We start from the raw sequence: 17,168 nt of genomic DNA, 5'->3' as shown, positions 1-17,168 counted from the left end.
GAAATCCTCAGCGGCGTTTCTTGCCGTCCAGCTCGTCCCACCACTCGTCGGACTTCGGGTCCCCGCTGGGGTCGTCCCACCAGCGGTCGTCGGGCCCGCGCCGGTTGGCGACGATCGCGGCGAGCGGCGGGATGACCATGGCGACCACGCACATGCCGACGGCGACGGGGATCGACCAGAGGCGCACGACGGCCCACGCCAGGACGAAGAGGGCGAGGCAGGTGCCCATCATGGCGAAGTAGACGTGCCGCCTTCGCGCGTACATGTCTCCAGCGTAGAGCGGGGCCCGGGGAGTCCGGGCAGCGCAGAGCCGGAGGACCGCACCCGCGTCCTGGTATGGCGTCCAACCCCCAGGGGTGCGGCCCTCCGGCCGTCAAGAAGTGCCGACTGTCGTCAGACGGCGATGGCGACCTCGGCGAGGCCTCCGGTCTGCGCGACGACGGTACGGTCCGCCGTGCCGCCCGGCACCAGGGCGCGTACGGTCCAGGTGCCCTCGGCGGCGTAGAAGCGGAACTGTCCGGTCGCGGAGGTGGGGACCTCGGCGGTGAACTCGCCGGTCGAGTCCAGGAGGCGGACGTAACCGGTGACGGGCTCGCCGTCGCGGGTCACCTGGCCCTGGATGGTGGTCTCACCGGGCTTGATCGTCGCGGCGTCGGGGCCGCCGACCTGTGCTCCACACATAAGTCACTGTCCTCCTGGTTCAGTTGGAGCCGAGCTCGATCGGGACGCCCACGAGGGAGCCGTACTCCGTCCACGAGCCGTCGTAGTTCTTGACGTTCTCGACGCCCAGCAGCTCGTGCAGCACGAACCAGGTCAGGGCCGAGCGCTCACCGATGCGGCAGTACGCGATGGAGTCCTTGGCGAGGTCCACCTGCTCGTCGGCGTAGAGCTTCTTCAGCTCCTCGTCCGACTTGAACGTGCCGTCGTCGTTGGCGTTCTTGGACCACGGGATGTTGCGGGCGCTCGGCACGTGGCCGGGGCGCTGCGACTGCTCCTGCGGGAGGTGCGCCGGGGCGAGGAGCTTGCCGGAGAACTCGTCGGGCGAACGGACGTCGACCAGGTTCTGCGAGCCGATGGCGTTCACGACGTCGTCGCGGAAGGCACGGATCGAGGTGTCCTGCGCCTTGGCCTTGTACTCGGTGGCCGGGCGGCTGGGGACCTCGGAGCCGTCGACCAGGTCGCGGGAGTCGAGCTCCCACTTCTTGCGGCCGCCGTCGAGGAGCTTCACATCCTGGTGGCCGTAGAGCTTGAAGTACCAGTAGGCGTAGGACGCGAACCAGTTGTTGTTGCCGCCGTAGAGGACGACGGTGGAGTCGTTGGCGATGCCCTTCGCCGACAGGAGCTTCTCGAAGCCCTCCTGGTCGATGAAGTCACGACGGACCGGGTCCTGCAGGTCCTTGGTCCAGTCGATCCGGATCGCGTTCTTGATGTGGTTCTTGTCGTACGCGGAGGTGTCCTCGTCGACCTCGACGATGACGACCTGCGGGTTGTCGAGGTTGGCCTCGACCCAGTCGGCGTCTACCAGGACGTCGCTGCGGCTCATGCTGTTCTCTCCTCCGGGGCGGTAGGCGCAGGGCGCGAAGCGCTCCACTAGGGGTGGTGGTCGGGCGGCGGGCGGGAGGGGGTGGTGCGCGAGGGGTGGTGCGTGCGGCACGGGTACGCGGCGACGTCGCGGCGCACGCGGCACGGGGGCGGCCCGGCGGACGCCGGTTCGGGTTCGGCGTCAAAGGGCCCGGGGAATACGGGAGTTGGAGCTCCCGCTCAGACGGGGCGACAGAGCATGGCGGCGACGCGGCACAGGTCGACTGCCCGCCGCTTCGTGAGATCCGCCTGTCGCTTCATGGCCCCGATCGTAGGGAGGGATCGGCGGCCATGTCACCGGTGTGTCGTATTCTGAGACACGATCGTCCGTATTGCGATACGGAAACCGCCCCGGGCCCTGTGTGCAGGGGCTCCGGGGCGGCTGCCGCTCCCGTCACATCTGTTTTCCGGACACGTCCGTCTCGCGATACGGACCAGCGGGGTGATCGCGTGCTCGCGCCCGGGCCGTCCGGCGGCCCGCTGGGCCTGGCCTTCGGCCCGCTTCAGCCCGCGAGCTGGACCTTCGTGCCCTTCACCGTGATCCGTACGCCGTCCTTCTCCGCGGTGACCTCGTCGAGCTCGATGCCCGCCGGCAGGCCGTCGACGGCCTGCTCGAAGTCCGTGATCTGCCGCATCCGCTGCTCGGCCACCGGCACCGCGCCCAGCTTCGGCAGCTTGTCGGCGTGCACCTTGACCGTCTTGCCGCCCTCGACGTCCGCCGAGCTGACCACCTCGACGGGCTCCGGCAGCGTCTGGCCGAGAACCGTCGCCTGGACGGCCACCTTGATCTTGCCGTTGCCGCCGTCGGAGAGGCCGACGACCTTCGCGGTCACGCCGGGGGCGACCTCGACCGGCTCGACCTTCGCGGCCTTCAGGAGCTCGTCGTACCCGATCCGGGCGGAGCCCGTGGCCTCGGCGGCGGTCGCGGAGCTGAAGTTCGAGTCGAAGGCCACACCGCGCATCCGCGCGTCCAGCTCGGCGATGGTGACCTTGCCGGCGCCGCTCGACGCCTGCATGCCGTCGATGCCGATCTGCACCTCGTCGAGCTCGCCGCCGAGCACCTGCGTCAGGAACGGGAAGCCGTTGATCGCCACCTCCGGGTCCTGCTGCAGCCCCTCGCTGCTGCGCAGCTTCTCGGCGACCTTGTCCTCGGCGAAGCCGACGGCGACCCGGTCGGCCGCGACGAACAGGCCGCCGAGCACGACGACAGTGATCAGAAGTATTCGCAGTGCACGCATGGTTCGGTGCTTCCCCCCATGAAATTCCCCCGCCGGTACGGACGTTCGCGAGCCTAAACGACAGGCCCCCGCCGCGGGTTCCAGGTGGAATCGCGACGGGGACCTGTCGAAGAGCTGTGACAGCGGGGGCCGTTGGCCCGCCCGCCCTGCCGCGGCTCGCGCGGCGGGGCGGGCCGCCGGTCAGGCCACCACCCGGCCCAGCAGGTACAGCGCCGGCACCGCGGCCGTCAGCGGCAGGGCCACTCCGGCGGTCATGTGCACGAAGCGGGACGGGTAGTCGTAGCTCGCCACCCGCAGGCCGACCAGGGCGCACACCCCGGCACCCGCGCCGAGCAGCGCACCGGACGGGCCGATCTCCGTCATCCCGCCGACGGCGATGCCCGCGCCCGCGGCGGCGAGCAGGGCCACCACGACGGAGGCCGCGCCGGGCAGCGGCAGCGCCCGCGCGAGCACCGCGACGGCCACCGCGACCGCGCCGACCGACACCGCCTCGGGCGCCGCGGCGAGACTGCCGCCCGCGAGGATCGCAAGCGCGGCCGACGAGACCGTGGCCATCAGGCCGTACATCCGCTCGTCCGCGCCCGCGTGGCTGCGCAGTTGCAGCACGAGCGTGAGGAGCACCCACACACCGCAGGTGCCGATGATCGCGCCCGGCGCCTGCTCCCGGCCGACGACCAGCACCATCGCGTCGGCCACCACGCCGCCGAGGAAGGCGAGCGCGATGCCCTGCCGCGCGGGCCACATGCCGTTGAGCCGGAACCAGCCGGCCGCCGTCAGCGCCTGCAGCAACAGCACCGGCACGAGCAGCCCGAACGCCCCGAGGGCCGCCCCGCCCGCCAGCAGCAGCGCGAGCACGGCGGTGAGCGCGGCGGGCTTCATGCCGGGCTCGATGATCGGCGACCGCCCTTCGAGCCGGGCCCGCTGCGCGTACGTGAGCCGAGGCTCCTCGTCCGCCTCTGCGCCGCCGGTCGGCGCGGCCTCCTGGGACTGCGGGGGTTGCAGCAGCTCGCTCGACGCACGGCCGATCGGCTCGGTGGTCTGCCCCTGCGGCGGCAGGTACGCGGTGTCCGTGGCGGCGGCCTGCGGCTGGTACTGCCCCTGATGCTGGGCCTGGGCCTGGGCCTGGGGCTGGGGCTGGGGCTGCGGCTGGACGTGCCGCTGCGGCTGGGCCTGGTACGCCTGCTGGTGCTGCGGCTGCGCCGGGTACTCCTGGTGCGGCTGCTGCTCGTACGCCTGGTGGTGCTGGGGGTACGTCTGGTCCGCGGCGGGCGGCTGTCCGTACCCCGTCTCCCAGGTCTGGCCCTGGAAGGTCTGGGTCCGGCCCTGCGCCTCCTCGTACCCGCCGCCCTGCGGCCACTCCTGTGTGCCCGGCTGCTGCGGCGACTGCTGATACGGGTCGTGCGACTCGTACGGCTGCTGGCTCATCGTGTGACGCTCACCCTCCTGCGAACGGCGGGAGCACCTCGACCGTGCCGCCCTCGGCAAGCGCCACCGTCTCATGGGCGCGGGTGCCGACCGGGTCACCGTCGACCAGGAACGAGCATCGCCGCAGGACGCGGACGAGTTCCCCGGGGTGTCGCTCCCGGGCGGCGTCCAGCGCCTCCGCGAGTGTCGCCGCGTCGTACGGCTCGTCGGCCGTGCCGGCGGCGGACTTGGCGGCCGCCCAATAGCGGATGGTGCCGTTGGCCATGGCGGGCGCTCCTTTCGTTGCGTACCTGCGTACCGACTCAGTATCCGTGCTCGGCGTCCCGGCCCGGGCAGCCTGTGGAAAACTTCGCGACCGCCCAGCTCGCGACGCGGACGAGCAGCTCCTCGCCCGCCGCGTTCTCGGCGTGGCCCATGCCCGGCTCCAGCCACAGCTCGGCCGCCCCGGCCGCGGCGTCGGCCAGCATCCGCGGATGGTCGACCGGGAAGTACGGGTCGCGGTCGCCGTGCACGATCAGGAGCGGGGCCGGGGCGATCAGCGGGACCGCCTCGACCGGGCTGAGCGGCACCGGGTCCCAGTCGCGGTGGTGGATGCGGGTGCGCAGGACGTGCCGGCCGACCACCCGCCCGGCCCGGCGCGTGACCAGCCAGTGCAGGCGGCGCATCGGGGCCGTGCCGCGGTAGTACCAGCGCGCGGGGGCGCTCACGGAGACGACCGCGTCGGCGTGCGCGTCCGTGCGCCCCTCCTCCGCGGGGCCTCCCTCGGGCGCGCGGTGCAGGGCCGCGTGCCGCAGGACCACCGAGCCGCCCATCGAGAAGCCGACCGTCACCACGCGCGCGTGCCCGAGGCTGCGCGCCCAGGCCACCGCCGCCGCCAGGTCGAGCACCTCGCGGTCGCCCACCGTCGACGTGCCGCCCGATCTGCCGTGCCCCCTGAAGGTGAAGGTGACGACGCTCGCGTACCGCGTGAAAACCGTCGCCGCGCGGCGCACGTGCGGGCGCTCCAGGTCGCCGGTGAAGCCGTGCGCGAGGACGATCGCGAGGCCGTCGGAACCGTCCGGCCCGGGCTCGTACCGGGCGTCCACGGGGACCCCGTCGGAGGCGCGCAGCGTGGTACGCAGCGTGCCGTCCCCGCCGCTGTCGGTGATCTTCCGGCGAGGCCGCCGCGGAGTAGTTCGCGTCACACGCCCTGCCGATCCGGTGCTCATGTGGGCTATTCTCCTTGGCAGAGGACCTGGGCAGCGCAGCCCCCGGGTCCTTTCGTGCTTTCGGGCCGCCTCGCAGTACGGGGCCCGGAGGAGCGGCGGAACCCAGGGCGCGGGTGCCGCACCGGCAACAGCGGCTGTGCACGTACGAAGCAGTGCCGCAAACTCCCCCACTGCCGCACCTGGCGTGGGAGATGCCCCCAGCGCAGGGACCGAGGAGGAACCGACGTAATGGGCGAGCAAACCGTGCACGACAGTCACCCGACCCGGGCAGGTGGGTCGCGATGAGCTCTCTGCTGCTCCTGACCAACGCCCTTCAGCCGTCGACGGAGGTGCTCCCCGCCCTCGGCCTGCTCCTGCACAACGTGCGCGTGGCCCCCGCCGAGGGCCCCGCACTCGTCGACACCCCCGGTGCCGACGTCATCCTGATCGACGGCCGCCGCGACCTGCCACAGGTGCGCAGCCTCTGCCAGCTGCTCCGCTCCACCGGGCCCGGCTGCCCGCTGATCCTGGTCGTCACCGAGGGCGGCCTCGCCGCCGTCACCGCCGACTGGGGCATCGACGACGTACTCCTGGACACCGCGGGGCCGGCCGAGGTCGAGGCCCGGCTGCGGCTCGCGATGGGCCGCAAGGAGATCACCGGGGACGACTCCCCGATGGAGATCCGCAACGGCGACCTCTCCGTGGACGAGGCGACGTACAGCGCGAAGCTGAAGGGCCGGGTGCTCGACCTGACCTTCAAGGAGTTCGAGCTCCTCAAGTACCTGGCGCAGCACCCCGGCCGCGTCTTCACGCGCGCGCAGCTGCTGCAGGAGGTGTGGGGCTACGACTACTTCGGCGGTACGCGCACGGTGGACGTCCACGTACGGCGGCTGCGCGCCAAGCTCGGCCCCGAGCACGAGTCGCTGATCGGCACCGTGCGCAACGTCGGCTACCGCTTCGTGACGCCGGAGAAGGTCGAGCGGAACGCCGATCAGGAGAAGGCGAAGCAGGCGCGCCCCAAGCCCGAGGGGGAGGATGTCGCTTCTGCGGCTTCTGTCACCCACAAGGCGGCAGAAGAGCCGGTCCCGGCCGGTACGCGACCTGCAAAGAGTTAGCTCTCCCCGCGTAGACTTCGCACGTGGCCAAGGTGACGCGGGACGATGTGGCAAGACTGGCGGGGACGTCGACCGCGGTCGTCAGCTACGTCATCAACAACGGACCCCGGCCGGTCGCCCCGGCCACGCGCGAGCGCGTACTCGCAGCGATCAAGGAACTGGGGTACCGGCCCGACCGGGTCGCCCAGGCCATGGCGTCGCGGCGGACCGACCTCATAGGCATGATCGTGCCGGACGCGCGCCAGCCGTTCTTCGCGGAGATGGCGCATGCCGTGGAACAGGCCGCCGCCGAGCGCGGAAAGATGGTCCTGGTCGGCAACTCCGACTACCTGGACGAGCGCGAGGTGCACTATCTGCGGGCGTTCCTCGGCATGCGCGTCGCCGGTCTGATCCTCGTCAGTCAGGGCCCCAGCGAGCACGCGGCCGCGGAGATCGACGCCTGGGACGCGCGCGTGGTGCTGCTGCACCGCCGGCCGGAGGCCATCGAGGACGTCGCGGTCGTCACGGACGACGTCGGCGGCGCCCAGCTCACCACCCGCCACCTCCTGGAGCACGGCCACGAGTACGTCGCCTGTCTGGGCATCACCGAGTCGACGCCCACCATCGGCGACCCGGTGGCCGACCACATCGAGGGCTGGCGGCGCGCGATGGCCGAGGCCGGCATCTCCACGGAGGGCCGCCTCTTCCAGGCGCCGTACAACCGCTACGACGCGTACGAGGTCGCGCTGCGCATCCTCTCCGGGCCCGACCGGCCCACCGCGATCGCCTGCGCCACCGACGACCAGGCCATCGGCGTGCTGCGCGCCGCGCGTGAGCTGCGGATCGACGTGCCGGGCGAGCTGGCCGTCGCCGGGTTCGACGACGTCAAGGAGGCGGCGCTCACCGACCCGCCGCTGACCACGGTCGCCTCCGACCGGCCGGCGATGGCGCGGGCCGCCGTCGACCTGCTGCTCGACGACTCGCTGCGGGTCAGCGGATCCCGCCGGGAGCGGCTGCGGCTCTTCCCTTCGCGTCTGGTGGTACGCCGCTCCTGCGGCTGCGAGCACTGACACCCGGGCTCTCGGCGGCGCTGCGGCGCCTGCGGGTGCCGCTGCGGCGCTGCACCCCGGGGCGGGGCTTTATTTCCGGCATACGGGCTTCTGCCGGGCTTCTCAGGACGTACTCAGACGGTTCTCATGATCGCCGTCGAAGCTCTGAGACATGACCGAAAGCTTCCGCCACAACGGCGACCACAGCAGCGCACACAGCGGCGACCACACCGGCGACCACCGCGGCGAACGACCCCAGCAGCCGGCCTTCGCGAACGCCGGATTCCACGACAGCGCGCACGGCGCCTACCCGCCCCCGCCCCCGTACGCCCCCGGCCCGGCCCCCGCGGGTGGCCGGGGGCGGCGGAAGGCGAAGGGGCCGGTCGCGCTGCTCGCCGCCGTGGCGCTCGGGGCCGCGGCGGTCGGCGGCGGTACGGCGTTCGCGGCGCAGGAGCTGTGGGGGAACACGGCCGCCGCCGCGACGACCGGCGTGAACGGCACCAACGCGGCGGCGGGCGGCAAGGGCAGCGTCAGCGGGGTCGCCAACGCGGTGAGCGACAGCATCGTGGAGATCCAGGCCGAGACGCCCTCCGGTGAGTCCACCGGCTCGGGCGTGATCATCACGTCGGACGGCGAGATCGTCACCAACAACCACGTGGTGTCCGGCGCCTCCACGGTCAAGGTGCGCACCAACGACGGCAAGACGCACACCGCCGAGGTCGTCGGCACCGACGCCGACAAGGACCTGGCGCTGATCAAGCTGCGCGGCGCGTCCGGCCTGCAGGCGGCGACGCTCGGCGAGTCGGACGCGGTGAACGTCGGCGACCAGGTCGTCGCGATCGGCTCGCCCGAGGGCCTCACCGGCACCGTGACCAGCGGCATCATCTCGGCCAAGGACCGCGACGTGACCGTGTCCAAGGACGGCGGCCAGGACCAGCAGCAAGGCGGCGGCGGGCGCTGGCCGTTCGAGTTCGAGGGGCAGCAGTTCAACGGCGACACCGGCTCGTCGAAGACCACGTACAAGGCGCTGCAGACCGACGCCTCGCTCAACCCCGGCAACTCCGGTGGCGCGCTCATCGACATGAACGGCGAGATCATCGGCATCAACTCCGCGATGTACTCGCCGAGTTCGGGCAGCGGGTCCGGTTCGGGCTCGGGCTCGGTGGGGCTCGGCTTCGCCATCCCGATCGACACGGTCAAGGCCGACCTGGCGAAGCTGCGGGCGGGGGCGACGGACTGACGGCGCCTCTTCCGCGTACCCGTGCGCATACCACGTCAGCGGGCCGCCGAGCCGGTTGTCCACAGGCTGATGTCGAGGCCGTCGGGAGGTTGTCCACAGGTCGACGCACGGGCCGCGACTCCGTGCGAGGCTGACGGCACGACACCAGCACAAGCCCACGAGGACCCGACAGCCATGAGCCCCGAAGACGCCAAGCAGCGCATCCTGATCGTCGACGACGAGCCCGCCGTGCGCGAGGCCCTGCAGCGCAGCCTCGCCTTCGAGGGATACGGGACGGACGTCGCCGCGGACGGTCTCGAGGCCGTGGAGAAGGCCGCGTCGACCCGGCCGGACCTGATCGTGCTCGACATCCAGATGCCCCGCATGGACGGCCTGACCGCCGCCCGCAGACTCCGCGCCACCGGCTCGACGACCCCGATCCTCATGCTCACGGCCCGGGACACGGTGGGCGACCGCGTCACGGGACTCGACGCCGGCGCCGACGACTACCTGGTCAAGCCCTTCGAGCTGGACGAACTCTTCGCCCGCATCCGCGCCCTGCTGCGCCGCAGTTCGTACGCGGCGGCGGAGCTCGCGGCGCAGGGCGGCCCGGACACGGACGTCCTGGAGTTCGGCGATCTGCGGATGAACCTGGCGACCCGCGAAGTGGTCCGCGGCGAACGGCCGGTGGAGCTGACGCGCACGGAGTTCACGCTCCTGGAGATGTTCCTCGCCCACCCCCGCCAGGTCCTCACCCGCGAGCAGATCCTGAAGGCCGTCTGGGGCTTCGACTTCGAGCCGAGCTCCAACTCCCTCGACGTGTACGTGATGTACCTGCGCCGCAAGACCGAGGCGGGCGGCGAACCGCGCCTGGTGCACACGGTCCGCGGGGTGGGGTACGTGCTCCGGCCGGGCGGCGCGGAATGAGCGAGGTCAACGGTGCGGTGCGGCGCTTCCGCGCGCTGCCCCTGCGGTCCCGGCTCGCCCTGCTCGTCGCCACGGCAGTGGCGGTCGCGGTGGCGGCGAGCGCGGCGGCCTGCTGGTTCATCGTGCGCGGCGCGCTGTACGACTCGCTGGACGACTCCCTGCAGCAGAACCGGGTGTCGAGCACCTGGGTGCTGCAGCAGGTCGACGGGACGCAGTGCCGCTCGCAGGGGCCGGTGCTGCCGGAGGATGTGAACCCGTTCAGGCTGTCGGTCCAGGTCCTCAACCCGGACGGCGTGACCTGCACGGTCCTCGGCAAGGCCGTCGCCGTGGCGGACAGCGACATCGCGGTGGCGGACGGCCGCTCGCCGCAGAGCCTGCACAACACGAGGTCGGAGGCCGGCACGGAGTACCGCGTGCTGACCTACCCCCTCGCCGGGTACAAGGGGGCGGTCTCCGTGGCCCGCCCGCTCAACGAGGTCAACGACACCCTCAGCGACCTCACCCTGGTCCTCGCCCTGGTCGCCGGGGTCGGCGTGGTCGGGGCGGGGGCGGCCGGACTGTGGGTGGCGCGGACCGGACTGCGGCCCGTGGACGAGCTCACCGGCGCCGTGGAGCACGTGGCGCGGACGGAGGACCTGACGGTACGCATCCCGGCGGAGGGGGACGACGAGATCGCGCGCCTGTCCCGCTCGTTCAACGCGATGACGGCCGCCCTCGCCTCCTCGCAGGAACGGCAGGCCCAGCTGATCGCGGACGCGGGCCACGAGCTGCGTACGCCGCTGACGTCGCTGCGGACGAACATCGAGCTGCTCGCCCGCAGCGAGGAGACGGGCCGGGCCCTTCCGGCCGAGGACCGCAAGGCGCTGCTCGCCTCGGTGAAGGCGCAGATGACCGAACTGGCCGCGCTGATCGGGGACTTGCAGGAGCTGTCCAGACCGGACGAGACCGGCGGGCCGGGCAAGGTGCAGGTGGTCGCACTGCACACGATCGTGCGGACGGCCATCGACCGGGCCAGGCTGCGCGGCCCCGAGCTGACCGTCGAAGCGGAGCTGGCGCCCTGGTACGTGCGGGCGGAGGCGCCGGCGCTGGAGCGGGCCGTGGTCAACGTCCTGGACAACGCCGTGAAGTTCAGCCCGCCGGGCGGCCGGATCGACGTACGGCTCGACCGGGGCGAGCTGACCGTGCGGGACCGGGGGCCGGGCATTCCGGAGGACGAACTGCCGCATGTCTTCGACCGGTTCTGGAGATCGCCGTCGGCCCGCAGCCTGCCGGGGTCGGGGCTCGGCCTGTCGATCGTGGCGCGGACGGTGCAGCAGTGCGGGGGCGCGGCGGAGCTGAGACCCGCGCCGGGCGGCGGCCCGGGCACGGTTGCGGTGATCAGACTCCCCGGCGCGCCCACGCCCCCGCCGGGACCGGCGGAGGCGTGACCGGCGGAGGCGGGAACGGGGGCGGGGTGAACGGGAGCGGGGTAAACGGGGGCGAGGTGAACGGGAGCGGGGTCAGGGGGCCGTGGTCGTCGCCGGGGCGTTGTGGCGGATCAGGGAGTCCACCAGGCCGGACCTCGTGTTCGGGTAGTCCATGGGGACGATGCCCAGGCCGCGCCAGGCCGTGCCCTCGCCGTCGAGGAGTTCGTGCACCTGGGGGTTGAGGCGGTCGGCGTTCCAGCGGGGAGGGAGGCCCGCGGCGGTGCTGACGAAGTTGATGTAGCAGGGGCCGGGGCGCCCGGCGGCCTCGCGGAAGTGGGCCTCGATCTTGGGCCACTTGGCGAAGGGCTCGGCCATGTAGTCGTCCTGGACGGCGAAGACGGAGGTGTCGCCCCAGCGGATGCCGCCGGGGAGGCCGCCGTTGTCCGCGAGGAGGACGACCTTGCCGCGGGCCTGGCCGAGCGTCGGCAGGGCGTCCCCGATGTGGAACAGGGAGCGCCAGCCGCGGGCGTCCAGGTAGTCGGTGAAGACGGCGCCGAACTCGGCGTCGCCGACCTCCGAGTACTCCTGCTTGACCCGCATCAGGACGGTCTCGGAGGGGTGGGCGGAGAGGAAGTCGCGGCAGGCGATCAGGACGTCGCCGAACATCAACTCCTGGTAGAAGGCGCCGTGGTGGATGGCGAAGGAGCCGTCGATGGCGCGGCAGCGCACATCGAGGAAACGTATGCCGGAGGTGAGCTGCTCGGCGATGGTGGTGTTCTGGCACTCGACCCAGAGGCCGCCGAAGCGCGCCCCCGAATCATGGGTGCCCGGAATCGTGAGTGCGGCCAGCGCGGTGCCGTCGCCGAGGCCCGCCATCCAGTCCTGGGTGCCCAGGGTGGCGGCGGCCCTCGGGCGCGCGGCGGCCGTGCCGGCCGAGGTGAGAAGTGCGGCGGCGGAGAGGGCCGCCGCACCCGTGAGGAATCCCCGTCGGTCCATGGTCATGGGAGGGAGCGAAGCACAGGTGGTGGGTGGGGCGACAGATGCGTAAGTGACAATCCCGGGGCGGAAGTTGGCCACTCCCGCCCCCCGGGTGGTCCCGAGCCCCGCCCGGTCGGCCCCGCCCGGTCGGCCCCGGGCGCACGCCCCCGGCCGGGCCCGCCGTCGGCGGAGGCGGACGTGTCTGGCCCGGTGCGCTCCGTTGGCGCAGGCGGGCGCGTCTGCCGAGGGCGCTCGGTCGGTGCAGGCAGACGCGTCTGCCACGTGATCGCCGTCGGCCGCAATCGCCAGTCGTCGGCTGGGCGCGCAGTTCCCCGCGCCCCTTTCAGGGCCGCAAACCCTCCGTGCCGGGCCCCCGCCCGGGCCCGGCCCGCCGCCGGCACAGGCGGCCGCATCTGCCACGTGCTCACCATCGGCCGCAATCGCCGGTCGTCGGCCGGGCGCGCAGTTCCCCGCGCCCCTTTCAGGGCCGCAACCACTCCGTGCCGGGCCCCACGGCCCAACCCGCCGTCGGCGCAGGGGGGCTCGTCAGCCGGCGCCCGCCCGCCGCCCCCCGTTACTTGTCGAAGGTCAGGCCGATGCCGTTCAGGTGGACTCGGATGCCGTCTTTTTCGACCTTCACGTCGCGGAGGCGGACGTCGCCGGTGCCTGGGAGTTTGGGGAGTTGGAAGCCGAGGGAGAGGCGGTCGGCGAGGGCGGGGCGGGTGAGTTCGGTGAGGCCGTCGAGGAGGGCCGGGTCGAGGCCGAGCTTCTTCAGCAGCCAGGGGTGGCCCATCGCGACGTCGATCAGGTTGAGTCGCATCAGCTTCTTCACGAAGTGCGGGGAGCCGGTGAGTTCGGCGAGCTTGTGCTCGTTCTGCAGGGCGGCGCGGACCGCGGAGTCGGGGACGCCGAGGCGGCGTACGACCTCGTCGACGCGGAAGAGGGCCTTCACCTTCTGTGTCTCGTGGCGCAGGCGGTCCGCGGACTTGCGGCTCAGGTGCAGGCCCTGGCCGGGGCCGGTGCCGGGCCGGTAGGTGGCCAGGTCGCCGATGTCCAGGCGCATGCCGCCGATGCGGGTGGAGATGCCGTGGTCGCCGCTGCGCTGGATGCGGGCCTCGGCGGCCACCTTGAGGTCGTGCCCGGCGACGGGGAGGGTGCCGCGGGCGATCACGCGGTCGTGGCCGCGGGCGGTGAACGTGACCTGGGAGGCGCCGAGTTCACGGTTCAGGTCGTCGAAGGAGAGCAGCACCTCGCCGTCCATGGACTCGATCTCGGCGCCCTTGAAGTCGAGGAGTCCGCCCTTGATGCGTACGTCGTGGGCGGTGGTGGAGACCTTGGCGAGGGAGACGCGGTCGGCGGCGACGTCGGGGACGGTGATGCGGACGGTGTCCAGGCGGTCGTCGAGGGCCTGGGTGAGGAAGGGGAAGCCGTCGATCTCCACCTCGGGTGCGGCGCTGAGGTGCATGGCCTCCTTGAGCTTCGCGGCGGCCTCGTGCTCGGTGTAGAGGAGCGCCCAGCGGTCGCCGAGGCCGAGGAAGGCGGTTGCCGCCAGCAGGAGGACGAGCACCTTCGCGGCGATCGGCAGGCCCGCGAAGCGGTTGCGTTTTCGGCGGCTGTTGCGGCGGTGGTTGGGCGGGGACCAGGAGTCGTCGTCCTCGTCCGGTTCCTCGCGCAGGAACTCGTCGAGCGGATTCCCGGCCAGGGCGGCCAACTCGTCGTACGGGTTCTCGTACGGGCTCTCGTGCGGATTCTCGTAGGGGTTCTCGTACGGACCCTCGGCCCGGCTCCCGTACGGGCCGCCGTAGGCCTCGTCTCGCGACGGGTGGTCGTGAACGCTGTCTGGACGATCTGTGGATATGCGGTGGGGGGTGGTACGCATCCGGTCATCTGACCATGCGTGCCACCCCCCACAGCAAGTCCCTACTGCAAGTAAGGGAGGAAACCCGTCACTTCACGACCGTGATGCGGTTCGCCGCCGGCGGGGCGAGGGGCTTGTCCGCCGAGGAGTTGGCGGCCAGGTAGTCGTTGAAGGCCTTCAGGTCGTCGCTGCCGACCAGCGGGTTCGTGCCCTTGCCGAGCTCGGTGAAGCCGTCGCCGCCGCCCGCGAGGAAGGCGTTGAGGGCGACCCGGTAGGTGGCGGACTCGTCGATCGGCCGGCCGTTCAGCTTGATCGAGTCGGTGACGACGCGGTCGGCGCCGGTCTTGGTCATGTCGAGGGTGTACGTGAAGCCCTCGGAGACCTGGAGGATCTTCGGGGAGGCCTCGTTCGGGCCGCTGACCTGCTGCTTCAGCGCGGTGATCAGCTGAGCGCCGGTGAGGTCGACCAGGTTCACGGTGTTGCTGAACGGCTGGACGGTGAACGCCTCGCCGTAGGTGACGACGCCGTCGCCCTCGTTGCCGCTCGCCTTGTGGACGAGGTCGGCGCGGATGCCGCCCGGGTTCATCAGGGTGAGCACGGCCTTGTCGTCGAGGGACTTGGCGTGCGCGAGCTGCGCGTCCGCGATCAGGTCGCCGAGCGGCTGCTCCAGGGTGCCGGCGCCGCGGCCCGGGATGTCGCCGGAGATGTACCCGACCGGCTTGTCGGCGATCGGCGCGGCCAGCTTGTTCCAGCGCTCGATGAGCGAGGTCATGTCGGACGCCTTGGCGACGTCCCGGCTCACGACCTTGTTCGCCGAGCGGACGCCCGCGCGCACGATGTCCTTGGTGGCGCGGTCGTACGTGAGGGTCGTGTCGGTGAAGAGCTTCCCGTACGAGGAGGCCGAGGTGACCAGGCGGGGCTTGCCGGCCGGGTCGGGGATGCTGCAGACGTACGCCTGGTGGGTGTGGCCGGTGACGAACGCGTCGACCTTGGACGAGACGCCCTTCGCGATGTCGGAGATCGGGCCGGAGACGCCGTCGCCGGGGCCGGGGCTGTCGCAGTCGTAGTTGTACGCCTGCGAGGCGGGCGCCCCGCCCTCGTGGACCAGCGCGACGATCGACTTCACGCCCTGCTTGTCCAGTTCGGCGGCGTACTTGTCGATCGTCTCGATCTCGTCGTGGAACTTCAGGCCCTTGATGCCCTCGGCCGAGACGATGTCGGGGGTGCCCTCCAGGGTGAGGCCGATGAAGCCGATCTTCACCCCGTCCTTCTCCCACACGGAGTACGGCTTGAGCAGCGGCTTGCCGGTCTTCTCGTCCGTCACGTTCGCCGTGAGGTACGGGAAGTCGGCGCCCTCGAACTCCTTGCCCTCCTCGTAGCAGCCGTCCTTCGGGTGGCAGCCGCCCTTCTGGATGCGCTGCAGCTCGTCGCGGCCCTCGTCGAACTCGTGGTTGCCGACGCTGCTGACGTCGAGGTCGAGCTTGTTCAGCGCCTCGACGGTCGGCTCGTCGTGGAAGAGGCCGGAGAGCAGTGGCGAGCCGCCGATCAGGTCGCCGGCCGCGACGGTCGCGCTGTACCGGTGGCCCTCGCGGGCCTTGCGCAGCGACGTGGCGAGGTACTCGACACCGCCCGCGTCGATCTTCTTCTCGCTGCCGTCCGGCTGGCGCTCCGTCACCTGGCCCGAGGAGCCCGCGGGCGGCTGCAGGTTGCCGTGCAGGTCGTTGAACGAGAGCAGCTGGACGTCCACCATGCGCGGCACGTCGCCCCGGCTTGCCCAGTCCGTCCCGCTCGCGCCGCCCTCGGCGCCCGCGGGCAGCGCCGCCGCGAGCACCCCGGCGCTCGCGCCGAGCGCCACGACGCCCACCATCAACCGGCCCCCGATACGGCGCCGTTGAGCTCTGCCAGCCATCTCTTCCCCTCCACAGGTCCACGCGGTCGAGCGGCAGCCTAGAGTCAACGCGCGTAGCGCAACAGGGGGTGACAGGTTACGAGCTGGTTGCCGCTCGCCCGCCACGCACCGCACCCGCGCCCCACCCGGCCGCCGCACCCGGCCACCCCACCCGGCCCGCGGGCGCCCACCGCGCCCACCGCGCCCTCCCCGGCCGCACCCCGCGGCGAGCGGTGGCGGAACCGCCGCGTCCATGGGTTCGCGGCGCGACTCGACGTACGCTCGATGCCATGACAGACGCAGCTCCCGCGGTCCCGCCGCGCTCGATCCAGACCCTCGACGCGCTCACCGAGGAACAGGCCGCCGCCGTGCTCGCGCTGCTCGCCGACGCCGCCCGCACCGACGGCCAGCAGGCGGTGTCCGAGCAGGGCCGGCTGCAGTTGCGCGGCCGGCCGCGCGAAGGCGTGCGGCACCTCCTGCTCTCCGTCGACGGCCAACTCGTCGGCTACGCCCAGCTGGAGGACACCGACCCCGTCGAGGCGCCGGCCGGCGAACTCGTGGTCCACCCCGGCCACCGCGGCCACGGCCACGGCCGCGCCCTGGGCACGGCGCTGCTCGCCGCGTCCGGCAAGCGGCTGCGGGTCTGGGCGCACGGCGGGCACTCGGCGGCCCGGCACCTCGCGCAGGTCCTCGGCCTCACACTGTTCCGCGAACTGCGGCAGATGCGCCGCCCGTTGAGCCCCGACGCGATCGCCGAGCCGGCCCTGCCCGCCGGCGTGACCGTACGCACCTTCGTGCCCGGCGAGGACGACGCGCGGTGGCTCGCGGCCAACGCGGAGGCGTTCGCGCACCACCCCGAGCAGGGCGCGCTCACCCAGCGCGACCTCGACGACCGCAAGGCCGAGCCGTGGTTCGACCCGGCGGGCTTCTTCCTGGCCGAGAACGCCGAGGGCGAGCTGCTCGGCTTCCACTGGACGAAGGTGCACGCGGAGGAGAGGCTCGGCGAGGTGTACGTGGTCGGCGTCCGCCCCGCCGCCCAGGGCACCGGCCTCGGCAAGGCGCTCACCGCGATCGGCCTGCGCCACCTGGCCGCCGCGGGCCTGCCGACGGCGATGCTGTACGTGGATGCGGACAACAAGGCGGCCGTCTCGGTGTACGAGCGGCTCGGCTTCAGCACGCACGAGACGGACCTGATGTACCGCACGGAGACGTAAATCCCTTTCGTCTCAGGCGGGTTGGGGCGGCGTCGGGAGCTTCGGCTCTTGACGCCGCCCCTTCTTTGGATCACCCTTTCACTACTTGATTAGTGAAAGGGGGT

17 protein-coding genes are annotated in these 17,168 nt (G+C 72.3%); 6 read left to right on the top strand and 11 right to left on the bottom strand.

Translation table 11 applies throughout. The features are described 5' to 3' along the window. Positions 1-7: 7 nt before the first annotated feature. From ACIDOF_RS07780 to ACIDOF_RS07745, 8 genes are all read right to left on the bottom strand, one after another. The gene (locus tag ACIDOF_RS07780; RefSeq protein WP_409004980.1) at positions 8-265 is read right to left on the bottom strand and encodes a DUF3099 domain-containing protein; all 258 of its coding nucleotides are present in this window, start codon (positions 263-265) and stop codon (positions 8-10) included. Positions 266-393: 128 nt separating this feature from the next. Then, positions 394-681 (bottom strand): DUF1416 domain-containing protein, encoded by a 288-nt coding sequence (locus ACIDOF_RS07775; RefSeq protein ID WP_409004979.1) that lies wholly within the window; start codon positions 679-681, stop codon positions 394-396. A gap of 19 nt (positions 682-700) precedes the next feature. Beyond that, positions 701-1,543 carry a sulfurtransferase gene (locus ACIDOF_RS07770; protein WP_409004978.1) on the bottom strand — a complete coding sequence of 281 codons (843 nt, stop codon included), beginning with the start codon at positions 1,541-1,543 and terminating at the stop codon, positions 701-703. Between the two features lie 218 nt (positions 1,544-1,761). Further along, the gene (locus ACIDOF_RS07765) at positions 1,762-1,842 is read right to left on the bottom strand and encodes an Ms5788A family Cys-rich leader peptide (protein WP_351229977.1); all 81 of its coding nucleotides are present in this window, start codon (positions 1,840-1,842) and stop codon (positions 1,762-1,764) included. A 242-nt stretch (positions 1,843-2,084) separates the two neighbouring features. Then, positions 2,085-2,819 (bottom strand): DUF2993 domain-containing protein, encoded by a 735-nt coding sequence (locus ACIDOF_RS07760; protein ID WP_409004977.1) that lies wholly within the window; start codon positions 2,817-2,819, stop codon positions 2,085-2,087. A gap of 180 nt (positions 2,820-2,999) precedes the next feature. Continuing rightward, entirely contained in the window at positions 3,000-4,244 is a 1,245-nt protein-coding gene (locus ACIDOF_RS07755; RefSeq protein ID WP_409004976.1) for a hypothetical protein, read from the bottom strand. Between the two features lie 10 nt (positions 4,245-4,254). Next, on the bottom strand, positions 4,255-4,509 hold the full coding sequence (locus ACIDOF_RS07750; protein WP_409004975.1) for a MoaD/ThiS family protein: 255 nt from the start codon (positions 4,507-4,509) through the stop codon (positions 4,255-4,257). A gap of 37 nt (positions 4,510-4,546) precedes the next feature. Beyond that, the gene (locus ACIDOF_RS07745; RefSeq protein WP_409004974.1) at positions 4,547-5,452 is read right to left on the bottom strand and encodes an alpha/beta hydrolase; all 906 of its coding nucleotides are present in this window, start codon (positions 5,450-5,452) and stop codon (positions 4,547-4,549) included. A gap of 281 nt (positions 5,453-5,733) precedes the next feature. On the opposite strand from ACIDOF_RS07745, the gene ACIDOF_RS07740 reads away from it, so the two are divergent. The 5 genes from ACIDOF_RS07740 to ACIDOF_RS07720 all read left to right on the top strand — a co-directional run bounded on the left by ACIDOF_RS07740 (position 5,734) and on the right by ACIDOF_RS07720 (position 11,147). Beyond that, on the top strand, positions 5,734-6,546 hold the full coding sequence (locus tag ACIDOF_RS07740; RefSeq protein ID WP_409004973.1) for a winged helix-turn-helix domain-containing protein: 813 nt from the start codon (positions 5,734-5,736) through the stop codon (positions 6,544-6,546). Between the two features lie 23 nt (positions 6,547-6,569). Continuing rightward, positions 6,570-7,595, top strand: a complete 1,026-nt coding sequence (locus ACIDOF_RS07735) for a LacI family DNA-binding transcriptional regulator (protein ID WP_409004972.1) — start codon at positions 6,570-6,572, stop codon at positions 7,593-7,595. A gap of 151 nt (positions 7,596-7,746) precedes the next feature. After that, positions 7,747-8,814 (top strand): S1C family serine protease, encoded by a 1,068-nt coding sequence (locus ACIDOF_RS07730; protein WP_409004971.1) that lies wholly within the window; start codon positions 7,747-7,749, stop codon positions 8,812-8,814. Positions 8,815-8,988: 174 nt separating this feature from the next. Then, positions 8,989-9,720, top strand: coding sequence for a response regulator transcription factor (locus ACIDOF_RS07725; protein ID WP_409004970.1), 732 nt, complete (start codon positions 8,989-8,991; stop codon positions 9,718-9,720). Continuing rightward, entirely contained in the window at positions 9,717-11,147 is a 1,431-nt protein-coding gene (locus ACIDOF_RS07720; protein ID WP_409004969.1) for an ATP-binding protein, read from the top strand. Before ACIDOF_RS07725 ends, ACIDOF_RS07720 begins: the two co-directional genes overlap by 4 nt. A 72-nt stretch (positions 11,148-11,219) precedes the next feature. Here ACIDOF_RS07720 and ACIDOF_RS07715 read toward each other — a convergent pair whose 3' ends face one another. From ACIDOF_RS07715 to ACIDOF_RS07705, 3 genes are all read right to left on the bottom strand, one after another. Beyond that, complete coding sequence (locus ACIDOF_RS07715; protein ID WP_409005342.1) at positions 11,220-12,122, bottom strand: phosphatidylinositol-specific phospholipase C; 903 nt, start codon at positions 12,120-12,122, stop codon at positions 11,220-11,222. Positions 12,123-12,678: 556 nt separating this feature from the next. Further along, positions 12,679-13,983, bottom strand: a complete 1,305-nt coding sequence (locus tag ACIDOF_RS07710; RefSeq protein WP_409004968.1) for a DUF2993 domain-containing protein — start codon at positions 13,981-13,983, stop codon at positions 12,679-12,681. A gap of 67 nt (positions 13,984-14,050) precedes the next feature. Further along, positions 14,051-15,829, bottom strand: a complete 1,779-nt coding sequence (locus ACIDOF_RS07705) for a bifunctional metallophosphatase/5'-nucleotidase (RefSeq protein ID WP_409005341.1) — start codon at positions 15,827-15,829, stop codon at positions 14,051-14,053. A 311-nt stretch (positions 15,830-16,140) separates the two neighbouring features. Between ACIDOF_RS07705 and mshD the strand changes: the two genes are divergently transcribed. Further along, the gene (gene mshD / locus ACIDOF_RS07700) at positions 16,141-17,064 is read left to right on the top strand and encodes a mycothiol synthase (RefSeq protein ID WP_409004967.1); all 924 of its coding nucleotides are present in this window, start codon (positions 16,141-16,143) and stop codon (positions 17,062-17,064) included. Positions 17,065-17,168 lie beyond the last annotated feature (104 nt).

It is taken from the genome of Streptomyces sp. Da 82-17 (assembly GCF_046098215.1).
In the GTDB taxonomy this organism is placed as follows: Bacteria; Actinomycetota; Actinomycetes; order Streptomycetales; family Streptomycetaceae; genus Streptomyces.
This window is presented reverse-complemented; position numbering and strand designations above follow the sequence as displayed.